Source organism: Psychromonas sp., from assembly GCF_983033635.1.
The window spans coordinates 1-15,501 of record NZ_CEZLMY010000012.1; the positions used below are offsets into that span (position 1 = coordinate 1).

General features: G+C 40.1%; 14 protein-coding genes. 2 read left to right on the forward strand and 12 right to left on the reverse strand.

The window, feature by feature from the left end:
• Positions 1 to 194: 194 nt before the first annotated feature.
• The gene (glyS, locus tag AC4GME_RS02860) at positions 195 to 2,261 is read right to left on the reverse strand and encodes a glycine--tRNA ligase subunit beta (RefSeq protein WP_490377779.1); all 2,067 of its coding nucleotides are present in this window, start codon (positions 2,259 to 2,261) and stop codon (positions 195 to 197) included.
• Positions 2,262 to 2,272: 11 nt separating this feature from the next.
• Positions 2,273 to 3,181, reverse strand: a complete 909-nt coding sequence (glyQ, locus tag AC4GME_RS02865; protein WP_490378993.1) for a glycine--tRNA ligase subunit alpha — start codon at positions 3,179 to 3,181, stop codon at positions 2,273 to 2,275.
• Between the two features lie 28 nt (positions 3,182 to 3,209).
• On the opposite strand from glyQ, the gene AC4GME_RS02870 reads away from it, so the two are divergent.
• The gene (locus tag AC4GME_RS02870) at positions 3,210 to 3,371 is read left to right on the forward strand and encodes a hypothetical protein (RefSeq protein WP_490376554.1); all 162 of its coding nucleotides are present in this window, start codon (positions 3,210 to 3,212) and stop codon (positions 3,369 to 3,371) included.
• Positions 3,372 to 3,512: 141 nt separating this feature from the next.
• Here AC4GME_RS02870 and AC4GME_RS02875 read toward each other — a convergent pair whose 3' ends face one another.
• Positions 3,513 to 5,072 carry a phospholipase D family protein gene (locus AC4GME_RS02875; protein WP_490376553.1) on the reverse strand — a complete coding sequence of 520 codons (1,560 nt, stop codon included), beginning with the start codon at positions 5,070 to 5,072 and terminating at the stop codon, positions 3,513 to 3,515.
• 107 nt (positions 5,073 to 5,179) lie between these two features.
• On the opposite strand from AC4GME_RS02875, the gene AC4GME_RS02880 reads away from it, so the two are divergent.
• Complete coding sequence (locus AC4GME_RS02880) at positions 5,180 to 5,878, forward strand: DUF2161 domain-containing phosphodiesterase (RefSeq protein ID WP_490376552.1); 699 nt, start codon at positions 5,180 to 5,182, stop codon at positions 5,876 to 5,878.
• A gap of 23 nt (positions 5,879 to 5,901) precedes the next feature.
• On the opposite strand, the gene AC4GME_RS02885 is transcribed toward AC4GME_RS02880, so the two are convergent.
• The 9 genes from AC4GME_RS02885 to AC4GME_RS02925 form a co-directional block, all read right to left on the reverse strand.
• On the reverse strand, positions 5,902 to 7,134 hold the full coding sequence (locus AC4GME_RS02885) for a beta-ketoacyl-ACP synthase (RefSeq protein WP_490376551.1): 1,233 nt from the start codon (positions 7,132 to 7,134) through the stop codon (positions 5,902 to 5,904).
• Positions 7,134 to 7,859 (reverse strand): 3-ketoacyl-ACP reductase FabG2, encoded by a 726-nt coding sequence (locus tag AC4GME_RS02890; RefSeq protein ID WP_490376550.1) that lies wholly within the window; start codon positions 7,857 to 7,859, stop codon positions 7,134 to 7,136. The genes AC4GME_RS02885 and AC4GME_RS02890 overlap by 1 nt, the downstream gene beginning before the upstream one ends.
• Positions 7,852 to 8,319 carry a hotdog family protein gene (locus tag AC4GME_RS02895; RefSeq protein WP_490376549.1) on the reverse strand — a complete coding sequence of 156 codons (468 nt, stop codon included), beginning with the start codon at positions 8,317 to 8,319 and terminating at the stop codon, positions 7,852 to 7,854. Before AC4GME_RS02895 ends, AC4GME_RS02890 begins: the two co-directional genes overlap by 8 nt.
• 271 nt (positions 8,320 to 8,590) lie before the next feature.
• Positions 8,591 to 9,802, reverse strand: a complete 1,212-nt coding sequence (locus tag AC4GME_RS02900; RefSeq protein WP_490376548.1) for a beta-ketoacyl-[acyl-carrier-protein] synthase family protein — start codon at positions 9,800 to 9,802, stop codon at positions 8,591 to 8,593.
• Between the two features lie 8 nt (positions 9,803 to 9,810).
• The gene (locus AC4GME_RS02905) at positions 9,811 to 10,404 is read right to left on the reverse strand and encodes a DUF3261 domain-containing protein (protein ID WP_490376547.1); all 594 of its coding nucleotides are present in this window, start codon (positions 10,402 to 10,404) and stop codon (positions 9,811 to 9,813) included.
• A 4-nt stretch (positions 10,405 to 10,408) separates the two neighbouring features.
• Positions 10,409 to 12,721 carry an MMPL family transporter gene (locus tag AC4GME_RS02910; protein ID WP_490376546.1) on the reverse strand — a complete coding sequence of 771 codons (2,313 nt, stop codon included), beginning with the start codon at positions 12,719 to 12,721 and terminating at the stop codon, positions 10,409 to 10,411.
• Positions 12,705 to 13,325: an outer membrane lipoprotein carrier protein LolA gene (locus tag AC4GME_RS02915; RefSeq protein WP_490376545.1), complete on the reverse strand. Its 621-nt coding sequence runs from the start codon at positions 13,323 to 13,325 to the stop codon at positions 12,705 to 12,707. Before AC4GME_RS02915 ends, AC4GME_RS02910 begins: the two co-directional genes overlap by 17 nt.
• Positions 13,315 to 13,746 carry an acyl-CoA thioesterase gene (locus AC4GME_RS02920; RefSeq protein ID WP_490376544.1) on the reverse strand — a complete coding sequence of 144 codons (432 nt, stop codon included), beginning with the start codon at positions 13,744 to 13,746 and terminating at the stop codon, positions 13,315 to 13,317. Before AC4GME_RS02920 ends, AC4GME_RS02915 begins: the two co-directional genes overlap by 11 nt.
• 16 nt (positions 13,747 to 13,762) lie before the next feature.
• Entirely contained in the window at positions 13,763 to 15,304 is a 1,542-nt protein-coding gene (locus AC4GME_RS02925) for an HAL/PAL/TAL family ammonia-lyase (RefSeq protein ID WP_490376543.1), read from the reverse strand.
• Between the last annotated feature and the right edge of the window lie 197 nt (positions 15,305 to 15,501).

Consider the following 15,501-nt stretch of genomic DNA (forward strand, 5'->3'; position numbering starts at 1 on the left):
TTATTTCCTATATTATTATTCTTTAAAAAAGTGTTTCACATGAAACATTAAAAATATTATAAAGCGATTGTCCACACAAGTTAAGCTAAAACCCAATAATAAGTTTCACGTGAAACAAAAAAGCTCAGTATAAACTGAGCTTTTTTTATATCAATTCAGCTTACTAAAGTAAGCAGAACAGTAAATTCAACTAATTATAAAACCGAGACATCCGCAACTTGTAAGAACAGATTACGTAAACGATTTAATATCGCTAAACGGTTCTGTTTTACCGCATCATCTTCAGCCATAACCATCACATTATCAAAGAAACCATCTACAGGCGTCTGTAAGCTCGCAAGTTCAAACAATGCAGCCTCGTAATCACCTTTAGCAAATAAAGGGCTTAACTTGCTTTCCAAGCTCGCTAGTACTTCAGCTAATGTTTTTTCTGCGTCTTCTTCAAGCAATGATGCATCAACATCTGCATTAATATCACCTTTCACTTTCGCTAAGATATTGCTGATACGTTTATTAGCAGCAGCAATTGGTGCCGCTTCTGGTAACTCGTGGAATTTGGCAACCGCCTGAATACGTTTTTCGAAATCAACAGGTTTTGTTGGACGACGATCAAGCACTGATTGAATCAGTTCAACTGAGAAACCATTCGCTTGATAAGTTGCACGGAAACGTGCAAATAGGAAATCAACAACATCATTAACAACGTTCTCGTTAGTTAATTTAGAGCCGTATTGTGCTTTAGCTATTTCAGCTAATTCAACAATATCTAAATCCAAGTTTTTGTCAGTGATTATACGTAACAGACCAATCGCTGCACGACGAAGAGCAAATGGGTCTTTATCGCCTTTAGGTGCCTGGCCGATACCAAATATACCAACAAGCGTATCCAATTTATCAGCCAAAGAAACAGCACAAGCGACTAAAGAGGTTGGTAATTTATCACCCGCAAAGCGAGGTAAATATTGCTCATTCAGTGCAATTGCAACTTCATGATCTTCACCATCATGTTTAGCATAATACATCCCCATCACGCCTTGAACGTCAGGGAACTCCAGGACCATTTCTGTCATTAGATCTGTTTTCGATAATAGACCGGCTCGTTGAGCATGTTTAGTATCGGCTTTAATTTGCAGTGCGATATCTTCAGCAACGTTTGAAATACGCTCAGATTTCTCTTTCAGCGTACCTAGTTGCTTTTGGAACAATACGCTGGATAAAGATTCTAAACGGCTTGCTAGCGTTTTCTTTTTGTCAGTTTCAAAGAAGAATTCAGCATCTGCTAAACGTGGACGTACTACTTTCTCGTTACCGCTAATAACTTGAGAAGGGTCACGACTGACAATGTTAGAGACGAAAATAAAGCGAGGTAATAACTTACCATCTTGATCTAATACCGGAAAGTATTTCTGATTATCTTTCATGGTGTAGATAAGAGCTTCAGAAGGTACATCAAGGAATTTTTCTTCAAATGAACCTACTAGCGTAACCGGCCATTCAACTAATGAAGTCACTTCTTCAAGCAGCTCTTCATCAATAGCCGCGACACCATTTTCATGAGCAGCAACAGCTTCAACCTGATCACGAATAATCGCTTTACGACGTTCATAATCAACAATAACTTTACCGCTATCATCTAACAGCTGTTCATATTGATCAGCATGATTCAGTGTTAACTCAGCTTCACCTAAGAAACGGTGACCACGAATAACACGATCTGATTCAACACCTAATAATTCACCTTGGATTAACTGCGCACCAAATAACATACAAACCGTATGAACAGGACGAATAAACTGTGTGCTTGCAGATCCCCAACGCATTGGTTTAGGAATTGGTAACTTAGCAAGGGCACTAGCAGCAATAGCTGGAATCAACTGCGCTACATTTTGGCCTTTTACTTCCGACTTAAACAGTAACCACTCACCTTTGTCAGTCACCAGGCGCTCAGCTTGTTCAACTGTAATACCGTTTGAACGCGCCCAACCTTGTGCAGCTTTAGTCGCTTGACCTTCTGCATCAAATGCAACATTAACTGCGGGTCCACGTTTTTCAACAATTTTATCTGTTTGAGCATTTGCCAGATTAGAAACAATTAACGCTAAACGACGTGGCGATGCCAACCAACGTACACTGTCGAATGCGATCTCTGCTTTATTTAATTCAGTTTCTACGTTACTTGCAAAAGATTCAGCAAGTTTACGTAATGATTTTGGTGGTAACTCTTCGGTTCCCAGTTCAATCAGTAAATTTTCTTGTGACATGAAACTTGCCTCTATTTATCTTGTTTTTTGCAAAGTGGGAAACCAAGTGATTCACGCTTAGCGTAATAAGCTTCAGCGACCGCTTTTGATAATGCACGAACACGTAAAATATAACGTTGACGCTCTGTTACCGAGATAGCATGGCGCGCATCTAACAGGTTAAATACATGAGATGCTTTCATCACTTGCTCGTAAGCAGGAAGCGGCAAACCAGCTTCAATCAGTTTTTGACTGTCTTTTTCACACTGATCAAACTGTGCAAACAGTGCATCAACATCAGCATGTTCAAAGTTATAAGTTGATTGTTCAACTTCATTTTGGTGAAAAATATCACCGTAAGTCACTTTACCCATCGGACCATCAGTCCAAACAAGATCATAAATACTCTCAACACCTTGTACGTACATTGCAATACGTTCAAGACCGTAAGTGATCTCACCGGTTACAGGAGAGCACTCTAAACCACCAACTTGCTGGAAATAAGTAAACTGTGTTACTTCCATGCCGTTTAACCAGATTTCCCAGCCTAATCCCCACGCACCTAACGTTGGAGATTCCCAGTTATCTTCTACAAAACGGATATCATGAATTGAAGTATCAATACCAATCTCTTCAAGTGACTTTAAGTAAAGCTCCTGAATGTTTTTTGGAGATGGTTTTAAAACTACTTGGAATTGGTAGTAGTGCTGCAGGCGGTTTGGATTTTCACCGTAACGACCATCAGTAGGACGACGGCATGGTTGAACATAAGCACTGCTCATTGGCTCAGGACCAATAGAACGTAAGAATGTTTGCGGGTGGAATGTACCTGCGCCCACTTCCATATCAAGCGGTTGAACAATGGCACAACCTTGGCGAGCCCAGAAATCTTGCAGTGCAAGAATTAGCCCTTGGAATGTTTTTGTATCGAATTTTTGCATGATTTCGGCTTCGAGTTGGTTATAAAAAATGGAGTGTATTATACCTATTGAAGCCGATTATACCAATGACAATCAGTTACATGAGTCAACTTTAAAGTCAAGAGTAAGGCTGCAGGAGCAAAGATTACTGATTAATATTAAAACGACACAAGGTTTAAGCACACAAAAGCAAGGTGATAATATAAATTAACCAGGCAACTTGATTTGTATTTAAGTCAGTTACGCATAACTTAAATAGTAATCCACTGCAGAACAAAAAAGCAGGAACTTCACCAAGCCATACCGGACACGGCAAGCAAGCAATGGCAACAAAAGAAAGTAAACACTCACATTAAAGTTGTGATTCGCCGGGTAATAAACGCAGGAAACCGATATAAAAACGCTCCCACCAGCTACTGTAGGGTTCGTTATAATAAGTAGTCGTTTTGCTTCCACGTTTCTTTTGCCACACAACCTGATCATTTAATAAAAGCAATTCAAAGGCAATACGGTGAATATTTTCATCAAAATGCAGCGCAATATCTGCAGCTAACTCATCTGAATCAATAATAACGCCAATTTCAGTGTTTTCATTAATAGAACGGGGATCTAAGTTCAGTGATCCGATAAAGGTATATTGCCTGTCCAAAACAAAATATTTTGCATGGAGACTTGCTTTGGAGATGCCGATTAAGTTCTTTTTTCTCTTTGGCAGCCCTTTAAGTGCAATTTTTTCAGTTAAAATTTCACTGTCCACCTCGTATATTTTTACGCCCATCTTTAATAGTTTTTTTCGATATTTTGAATAACCGGCATGCACGACCGTGACATCATTAGACTTTAATGAGTTGGTTAATATTTTTACCTTTATGCCCCTATCTATTAATGCTGCAAACAGGGCTAAGCCTTCAACGCCTGGCACAAAATAGGGGGAGACAATCACCAACTCTTTTTTAAGAGATTGAAAATACGGACTTAATTGTGGTGTTAAATGGTATTCTGTTTTATCTCTGCTTTTAACTATTTTAAGTGGGTCATCATAAAGTACCTTTGCATAACCAGCGTATTGTTTTACTTCGTTATTCTTTAATAATTCGATTAAGTTATTCTGTTGTAGCGTTTTGATGAAAGCATTAGTTTCGTTCTCAACAATAAATTGCTGAAGCGCTTTAGAGACCTCACTTAATGAGTTTTCTGTCACTTTATAATCACTTAACAATTCAATCGGATAGGAGAGTTTATTATTCCAATACAGATCAAAAGAAGTGGATACCTGCTGTACAGCCGGGCCTGAAAAGGCGACATCTAAATCACCAAAAGCAATATCAGGATCCGCGCCAAAGTAAACATCGCCAATGTTTCTCCCCCCTAAAATAGAGAGCGTATTGTCAACAGTCAGCGATTTATTATGCATGCGCCGGGTGATTGAACCGAAGTGGGTAACAAACTGGCCAGTGCGACTTTTGCCGCGAATAAAGGGGTTGAATATCCGCACTTCAAAGTTTGGATGAGCGCTTAGCATAGCAATGCTTTTCTCCCTACCATCCAAGTCCATATCATCCACTAATAAACGAACTCGCACACCACGCTCGGCAGCTTGCCACAATGCAGTTGTTAACAAGCCACCGCTTAAATCTGAATGGTATAAATAATATTGCAGATCAATGCTCGACTGCGCCGCTTTTATTAATGATAGTCTTGCTACAAACGCATCAATACCGTCATCCAATAACAAAACAGACACTTCGCCGGGATTTATATTCAGATATTGATGAGCCGCTGCAACCTGTTTGACTAACGTTGAGTGTTCCGATTTTGCAAGTGCATAACTCGCTGTACTGCTGTTTTCAGGCAAGCTGACACATGCAAGTAACTGAGAAACGAACAAAATTGAAATAAAATACCTATACATAACCATATCCATATGAAAAGTGAGAAGTTAATAAATTAATTGCAGTTACTAATATATATATTTCAATATAATGAATAATTTCAGACATTCAATCATAGAAAGCTCTTATGAATACAAAACTAAAAGAAAGCGACCTCTATTTGCCGGTAAAATCATTTCTGAATAACTTAGGTTATGAGGTAAAAGGGGAGATTAAAGACTGTGATATTGTTGCTAAAAAAGATGATCTCTTAATTATTATTGAATTGAAATTAAATCTGAATATCACCCTGTTATTACAAGCGGTAGAACGTTTTACCCTTGCTGATATCGTGTATATCGCCATTCCCAGGCAATGCACGCTTTTCAAAAAACAAGCCAAACAAGTAAAAAAACTGATCGCTCGACTAGGTCTGGGTTTGATTGTGGTAGATATGCAAAAGGAACAGCAATATGTAGAGGTGATTAACGATCCTAAAGACTACAGCCCGCGTAAAAACAGGCGTAAACAGCAAGCCCTGTTAAAAGAGTTTAGTAATCGACAGGGTGATACACAAAAGGGGGGATCTACTCGCAAACAAGCTGCTTTAACCGCTTATCGTCAACGCTGTATTCGTGTTGCACAGTATTTGTCAAAACGGCCAAGTGCAAAAGGGGCGGAAATTAAAAAAGCGATTAATGAACCACAAGCCACCAGCATGTTAAATCAAAACTATTACGATTGGTTTAATAAAGTGGAGCGGGGTATCTATGCGATATCAGAAAAAGGGTTGATCGAGCTACCGAGTTGGCAGGAAAAAATGGATCAGGTTACTTTACAAAAATAACCTGATTCATTATCTGCGATTAATTAATCGGTTACACGTTTAAAAATTAATGAGGTATTAATACCGCCAAAGGCAAAGTTATTACTCATGATGTAATCACAATCGATTTCACGACCACTGCCGGTGATATAATCAAGATCACCACATAAAGGATCGACATTTTTCAGATTTAGGGTTGGATTAAACCAGCCACTGTTCATCATCTCAATTGCCACCCAAGCTTCGACTGCGCCACAAGCACCTAAAGTATGACCGAAATAACTCTTTAGTGAACTAATCGGTGTTTTATTACCAACTACATTTTCCGTCGCATTAGTTTCTGCAATATCACCACGTTCGGTTGCCGTGCCGTGTGCTGAAATATAACCGATTTGATCTGCACTTAAGTTTGCATTTTTAAGCGCCATCTCCATACAGATCTGCATCGTTTCCTGCTGAGGTTGTGTAACATGTGTTGCATCGCAGTTAGTGGCAAAACCAACTAACTCAGCATAAATTTTTGCACCGCGTGCTTTAGCGTGTTCATACTCTTCTAATACTAAGGTACCGGCACCCTCACCAATCACTAATCCGTCCCGGTCTTTGTCGTATGGACTTGGTGTTGACTTAGGGGCATCATTTTTAAGGCTGGTAGCAAATAGAGTATCAAATACAGCGGATTCTGTTGGGCATAACTCTTCCGCACCACCGGCCACCATTACCGTTTGATAACCATGTTTAATCGCTTCGTATGCATAACCGATTGCCTGGCTACCTGATGTACAAGCGCTACTAGTTGGAATAATACGACCTTTTAAACCAAAAAACAGTCCAACATTAACCGCGCTGGTATGCGGCATCATCTGTACATAAGTGGTCGCAGTAATCGCTTTGGTGCTTTTTTCATTAAGCATCACCCCAAAAGCACCAACCGCATCCGTACTACCGGTTGATGAGCCATAGGCTACACCAGTTTGTCCGTTAGTCAGTATTTCATTACCAAGCAAACCACTTTGTATCAGTGCATTTTCAGAGGCTAGTGTTGCCAGTTTAGAAACACGTCCCATGCCTCGCGTTTTTTTACGGGTATAATGTTTTGGCAGTTCAAAATCAATAATTGGCGCGGCCAGCTTAGTATTTAAACCGTCATATTGCTCATAACTCTGCATATATAACACAGCGTTTTCACACGCTTTTAATCTTTCTTCAACACTTGAATAGTTATTACCAAAGGCAGTAACACCGGACATTCCCGTTACAACGACACGACGTTCCATTATACCATTCCTCCATTAATAGAGATCACTTGACGAGTCACATAAGCAGCCAGATCAGACATTAAATAACTGACTAATCCTGCAACTTCTTCAGGTTGCCCCATGCGGCGTAAAGGCACAAGCGGTAAGGCGTGCTCTTTAACATGTTCATTAACCATACCAGTATCAACTAACCCTGGTGCAACACAGTTAACCGTTATTTTGCGTTTAGCCACTTCTAGGGCAAGCGCTTTAGTTGCACCGATAATGCCAGCTTTAGCTGCACTGTAGTTAGTTTGCCCGCGATTACCAACTAAGCCTGAAACTGACGCAAGTGTAACAATACGCCCACCTTTACGAAGCTGTACCATTGGCATTACACAGGGATGTAATACGTTATAAAAACCATCCAGGTTAGTGTGTACAACACTATCCCACTCTTCACCTGTCATTGCCGGAAATACAGTGTCGTTAGTAACACCTGCATTACTAACTACACCGTAATAGGCACCATGATCGGAGATATCGCTCTCCAAAATCTCTCGACACTGCTCACGATCTCTAATATCAAACTGTAAAATGCGCGCACAACCGCCTAATGTTTTAATTTCTTCAACTGTTTGTAATGCACCATTTTTATCACCCATATAATGAACTGCAATGGTGAAGCCATCTTGTGCAAGTTGTAGCGCGATAGCACGACCGATACCTTTACTTGCACCTGTTACTAATACCTGTCTAGTCATTGTTTTTCCCTTTTAACATCTCTTCTAATTTATCTTGTGAAGGAACAAAGGCGTTTAACTGGCTTGTTGCCAGCTCTTTTCCATCACATTCAATTCGGCAACTAAATGCAGCCATACCTTCACTTTCCATTACCTGTTCCGCATAAACATCTAGCACTTGACCTTGAGTGTAAACTTCACACTCCGTTGTATAACGGCGGCTTCCTAATAAAAAACCAATTGGAGAAGGCTTATCCTGCAACCAGGCATGATAACCAGACCAAGCGGCAACCGTCTGCGCCATAAACTCGATTCCCACCCACGCAGGAGTACCATTAATCTGTTTATCAAAAAACAGTCCATCTGAGTTGATATTTACCTGGCAGTGAATTGTTAACTCAGCCACATCAATTAGCTTATCGATCAATATCATAGGGGCTTCATGTGGCAGAAGTGAAGCGACGTCAGGAAGTTTATTCATTTGTTTATCCAAATATTAAACGGTAATTTATTAATAGGTTGTCATTCTAAATAGATGCGCTGTTGGTAAATTTACTGTTCAGCATAGCCAAATATCAAGCTGACAGTGGTTACAATAGATGCCAGCAAAGGCCAATGCCTTTGTGCGCTAAAAGGCTCAACGCCAATAAAATTATTCATCTGCATAGCCAAATATCAAGCTGACAGTGGTTACAATAGATGCCAGCAAAGGCCAATGCCTTTGTGCGCTAAAAGGCTCAACGCCAATAAAATCATTCATCTGCATAGCCAAATATCAAACTGATATTATTCCCGCCAAAGGCAAATGAGTTACTTAAAATCGCTGGCTTTGCTAGTTTTTGATCCTCTTGCACAAAACGGATTGGCGCGAGTGATGGATCATAGTTGCCATCATTAATTTGTTTAGGTAAATCTAAGTTTTGATCTAAGACTAACCAGCAAATTGCTGCTTCTAAAATACTTGCCGCACCTAATGTGTGCCCGGTAAATGGTTTAGTTGAGCTGACAGCTACTGTATCTGAAAACAGAGAATAGATAGCTTTTGACTCCATTGCATCATTAAGCTTCGTAGCTGTACCATGAGCATTAATATAACCGATCTGAGCGGGTTGTAACTGCGCATCCAGTAATGCTTTGTGCATCGCTTCAATGGCCCCTTTACCTTCTGGATGGGGCGCTGAAATATGATGAGCATCTGAACTATCGCCAGCCCCCAGTAGCGCGAGACCAGTGTCATTTTTCTGTCTGGATAACAACATAAAAGCTGCTGCTTCACCGATATTGATACCTTTACGGTTCTCACTAAATGGATTACAAAACTCATTTGATAACGCTTCTAAACCATGAAAACCATTTAAGGTCAGTTTACACAAAGAATCTGCTCCACCAACAACAACTGCATCAACAATTCCCGCTTTTAATAATCTTTTTGCGGATAAAAATACCCGTCCGCTCGAAGAACATGCGGTAGAAATAGTATAAACAGGACCAGCTATTTGAAAATAATCAGCAACAAACTCACCTAGATTACCCACTTCTTGTTGGTGATAGTGATAATCATCAGGCAATCGCCCCGTTTGTTGTTTTGCTGCTAAAGCTAATTCACCATCAGCAATCCCCGAAGTGCTGCTACCAACAACAACAGCAACACGATCCGCTCCATATTGCTGGATCGCTTGCTCTATCTGAGATTCGATTTGCATAAGAGCAGACAATGCCAAACGATTATTGCGCGTGTTTTTATTCTGTAAACTTGCATCAATTTCAGGTAACTGACTTGTAACTTTACCAACAACAGTGTCACCGCCATCATTTAGCCAGCCAGACTCCAGGCACATATCTGGTGAAAAACCTGATGCCAAACGCTTTACACTCTCCTGTTGTGTAGCACCTAATGCAGAATTCATCGCACAAGCATGAATGTAAACAGGAAAGGTTTGACGATTATCTGCTTTAGTATCCATTTAATTCTCTATTTATCTGTATCTGTTTTGCTGGTTTCGATAGTGATGGTGTAATCAAAGATATGATGTTTAAACACTATGGTTCCATCAATATAAGGTTGTGTTTGATAAGTCACATCGGCAATAACTTTCCCCTTTTCATCAATTAACTCGCGTTTTAAGTCTCTTTCAATTAGCGACCAGCCTATCTTCCCTAACGGTTTTTCCCATGCTTCAACAGGCCATATCGAAATCATCACATTAAATAAAACCTGCTCCGGTTTAGGCAGGGTGTCCGCTAATCTACTAAGCACATAGGTTTGAATCTCTTCACCAGAATAGGTAAGACTTAGAATGCGCGCTCCCCAAGCTGAAAACCCCGCTAATACTACGCTTTGTTGCTCCACCTGCAACTGCACCAGTAATTTTTGTTGTTTATTCTTACCCCATTGCGCCGTAATAAGCTGACTGACATTCAGTGTTTGCCCTAGTTCAGCAGGTTTTGGCAAACTTACAAATACCGCTTTATTCACTTCAACTTGCACTGGGTGGGTGGCAGGTTGCATTGCACAGCCAGTTAACAAGAGAGCTAATATACAAAAGTAAAAGCAATTTATTTTCATATTGTTATCCTTTTACTGCTTGGTTAATCATTGCTAAAGGAGAAAGCAACCAGGCGACGATAATGCCCGTTAAAACTGTGATACCAAAACCATGAATTGCCTGGGTTTCACTTAACGCCAACAAGCCAAATGATAATACCGTTGTAATTGCTGACAGTGTAATTGCAAGCAGGGTGTTTTTTGCCTCAACCTTTTCTTTCTGCTCAGCAAAAAATAGCGTGTAATCAATACCAATACCCAAAATCAGAATCAGCGCTAATAAATTAAAAATAGTAATAGGTATGCCCACCACACTGGTTACCGCCAGCCCAACGCAGGCTGCAATCACAGGAGGAGTGATCACCAGAAAACCAAGCTTTAAACCATAACGCCAGATTAACAATAAACCAATCAATAAGTACGCAGAAATTAATAGTTTACTGATATGCACACGATAGATGCCAAAAATAGTGGAAACCTCATTAGCTTTATCTAGGTAGGTTAAATCATCATTTGAGGAGATATAGGCCTGTATAACACCGCTATCATTTACTTGATTGAGTAAAATTACCGCTGAACTTTTACCGTTAATTTTATCTAACCATAAAAAACCTAACGGCTCAGAAACAGTTGAGGCTAAATAATCATCAACCAATAAGGGGTTAAACTGCAGATCAAAACCTAATGGCTCAGAAAAGTTTAATTTTGCAGCCAGCTTCTCAGCTTGTGACTGATATAAAGTTTTCACTAATGCAAAATTTTCTTTTTGTCTTTTAATAGAGGGTACATATTGGCTGATGCTCTGATAGTTAAGCAGAACGCCTTGTTTTTGCCAGTCAGTTAACTGCTTACCCACTTCACTCAAACGAACCAGCAAATCCTCATCACTTGCAGCTTTCACTAAAAGAAGCTGCTGACTTTGACCAACACCCGTAACGGTTTTTATCTGTCTGTCTTGTGCTTTTAAATCACTTGGCAGTGCCTGTAATTGGCGAATATCATCATCAAAATGGACGTTATAAAAACCAACAAATGAAAACAGCAATAACAAACCAGGCAGAAGCAGTCGTAACTTAGGCTTTTGCCATAACTTTAGCCATAAACTGATAAAACGTAATTGCGGGACTGCTGTTTTACTTGCTGATTTAGCTAACAAAGGATACCAGCAAACAACGGTCAGGTAAGCGCCCAACAGACCGACCACAGAGAACAAGGAGAGTTGCTGTAAACCAGGAAAAGGGGCAATCAACAAGCCTAAATATCCGATTAAACTGGTCAGCAAACCTAAGGTAATCGCATTGAAAATATGTTTTAACGCCAATTGAGGCTGCCATCTGTCTTTAGCAACTAAACGCTCGGTTAAATAATGAAAAGCATAATCAATTGACACACCAATCAAACTCGCACCAAACACTAAGCTGAACAGATGAACTTTGCCAAAGACAGCCACCGTGATTACAAAAGCCACCAGTAAACCACAGCTTATTGATAGTAATGCCAGCGTTAGCGGTAAAACACTGCGATAAACGCTTAGCAGTAAAATCACAACACCAATTAGCGAACCTACACCTATCGTACTAATTTCGCTCTTTGCACTTTGTGTGCCGTAAGCGGCAAAAAAAATAGTACCTGTATGCAATAGTTTCACGTGAAACTCTGCTTTTATACTATCTTCAAGCTGCGTTAAATTCGACAACCTATTTTGTAACTTCGTATCGTAAGGGTCACCAAGCAGATCTGCGCGAATAATAATGTAGTGTTTACCTTGGTACTGCGTGGTTAAATATCCCTGGTACAAACTAAAGTTTGATGAAGAACCACTTTGTGAAGAGATATAATCCCGGAACAGTAAAAAGGGATCATTTTCTAACTCTCCTCCAGTCACACCGGAAAATGGGTTATAAACCTGCTGCAGCACTTTTGTTACTTGCTTTTCAGGAGCCAGTTGTAAGCGTTCTTTTTGCTGATCATTAAGTAATTGGGCACGATAAGGGAAATACAGTTTAGCCCAGGCTTGTTGCTCATGAGCGCTTAATTGCGCTGAAAAGCCAGAAAACAGCTTGGTGGTTAATAACTTAGCTGAAAAGTCAGATGCAGCAGCAACAAGCTGTGTTTTATCTTCACTTGCAAGTAAGAACACTACTTTATTACTGACATTGTTGCTAACTTGCTCAAAAGCCTGTTGTGCAAAGGGATCTTGCTGGTTTTCTGGTAATAAGGCTAATATATTTGTTTCAATTGGTAACTCTGCCTGCAAAACCGTTTGTCGCACTAAAGCGACCGTTGCAAGCAGTATAAAAAACAGCCAAAAAAAGACCAGTTTAGAATTGGAAAGCACGTTGTTCATCTTCACTTAGAGTATTAGGAGTGGTTTGTTGCTGTTCAAACTTTATTTCTGAAATATCACCACTGAGTTCGGTTAAAACAAGAAAATCAATGAATTCAGAGCCTTCTATTGAAATATTGGCAAAAACTTTATTTAGTGGTGCTGATTTTGGGGTTAATAATAATAACCAGTTTGTGCCTTTTTCACTGAGCTTAATATCAAATTGATCGGTTAACTCATCCATATCACCTTTGAACAGTGACAAAAACAGATGACTAAAGTAAAAAACCATCGGGTTATCTTTAGCAACAATCACCTCAGCAGCTTGCTCCCCAAACTGCTGACTGAGTTTCTCTTTCACTAAAACTAAAGAAACCGGAAAAGGTTCAACTTGCTGCCAAAGCAGACCTTGATTTTGCTCCAGTAGAAAGTTTCCGTGTGAAACAAGCGGTTGATTAAACATCTGCATAGTTTTAGTTTGCGTAAATAAACCACGTAGCAAAGAGTGCGCGGTTAATTTTTGTTGCACATCAGCGAGTGCCACTGCTTGCGTGGAAACACTAAACACAAACAACAGTGAAACAAACAAAGCAACTAACTTCTTTTTAATCAACAAAATAGGGCTCCAGCTTATCAATAAATACCTTTGGTGAAGCAAAACACATCTCTTGATTCGCAAGCTCAACAGCCACTTGCCTTGTGTAAGCCTTGGTCATACGCGCGCCAGTTTGTGCATCATAAATAATATAATCTACACGCAGGCGGTTTTCCCATTCACTTAATGTGGCAGTTACTCTAATTTGATGGTTATAGGGAACCGCTTTGACGTACTTTACATGGCTATCAATGACTGGCCAGACATAACCTGAAGCTTGCATTTCACTGTAGTTGTAATCGATTTTTTCCATCAAAATACGACGCGCTTCTTCAAAATAGCGGAAATAGTTACCATGATAGATAACTCCCATAGGATCAGCATCCTGAAATGCCGTCGTTAAGGTTATTTCTGCAATTAGATTAATATTTCTGTCGATCATTAATAACCCCTAACGCTTAATATAACGTCCAGTGTTGAGTTTGAATTAACTGCATAAAGTGACGTAAATCAGCCTCTAACGGACGGTCTTCATCAACGGGTGTAAATTCACTTAATACCGCTTCTGTCATTGTTTTTAAGCCGTCACTGAAATGTGTTTCATCTAACTCATTATGACGTTTACGAATAACTAAAGCTTGTGTTGCCGCCAGTATTGATGCAGAAGTTACCTGCTCGGTCAGTACTAACACACGTAAACAATCACGTGACGCAATGGTGCCCATACTGACTTTATCTTGGTTATGACACTCAGTAGAACGAGAGAATACACTCGCTGGCATAGTATGTTTCAATGCTTCCGCCGTCCATGCAGAAACGCCGATCTGTACCGCTTTAAAACCATGGTTGATTGGTTTACGTGGACCTTCTGCACCCGTTAAATTAAATGGCAGACCATTATTAAACTTATAATCCATCAGCTGTGCCATTTGACGATCCAACAAATCAGCAATATTAGCAACAGCCACTTTTAGTGTGTCCATTGCCATTGCAATATGACCACCATAAAAATGACCACCGTGTAAAACACGTTCATTATCGCCATCAATAATCGGGTTGTCATTGGCACTGTTTAATTCATTTTCAATCATGCTGCGCAACCACGGCAGGGTATCTTGTAATACACCAATAACATGTGGCGCACAACGTAGCGAATAACGGTCCTGCAAACGGTCACTGTTACGTGGCGGGCGTTCAGCTTGTAGATCTGAGCGTAACCAAGCAGCAATTTGTTGTTGCCCAGCGTGTGGTTTTACCGCAAACAGAGACTCATCAAAATGGAAATCATTACCATGCATAGCAACCGATACCATCGCCGTCACTTTAGTCGCAACTTTTGCCAGATATTCAGCACGTTTAAAAGCTAAACAAGCTAGGGCAGTCATCACAGCAGTACCGTTCATTAACGCTAAACCCTCTTTGGGTTTAAGCTTAATCGGTTTGATATTTAACTCGGCAAAAACTTCTGCCGTTGGGCGAATCTGACCTTTATAGATAACTTCACGCTCACCAATTAAGGTTGCGGCAAGGTAAGAAAGGGGGGTTAAATCACCACTTGCGCCAACCGAGCCTTCTTCAGGAATACGAGGAGAAATATCGTTATTAATCAGTGTGATTATTTGATTAAGCAGATCATGAGTAACACCTGAAACACCTTGTGATAAAGAGCATAAACGCGTTGCTAAAACGGCTTTAGACTGCTTTTCTGTTAAGTTATCACCCAGACCACAACCATGGAAACGCGTTAAATGCAGTGGCAATTCAGAGACCAAATCTGCTGGAATCGCAACCGTACAAGAGTCACCGTAACCAGTTGTTACACCGTAGATCACACCATCTTCTTTCAACAGGCGCTCTAAAAATGCCACTCCTCGGTCAATCTTTGCTGTGAATTCAGGGTTGCTGTTCATTTCTGCGCTAGCACCATCGGAAATACTTACAATATCTTCAATAGTTAGACGTCCATCACCAAACTTGATGCTTTGTTGTTTATTTGTCATTTATTTTTCCACTTAACTGCCAAAAATTAAAAAATTTATACCACTGGGTTGTCCGAGCAGAGGGCTTTCATTTTACACGCCATATCGCGGAGATAGGGTGTATAAAAGCTCACTCTCTTTAATCAAACCTTATTTATCTTCCCGCTTTGCGCTTAACTGCCAAAAATCAAAAAAGTTATACCGCCGGGTTGTCCAAG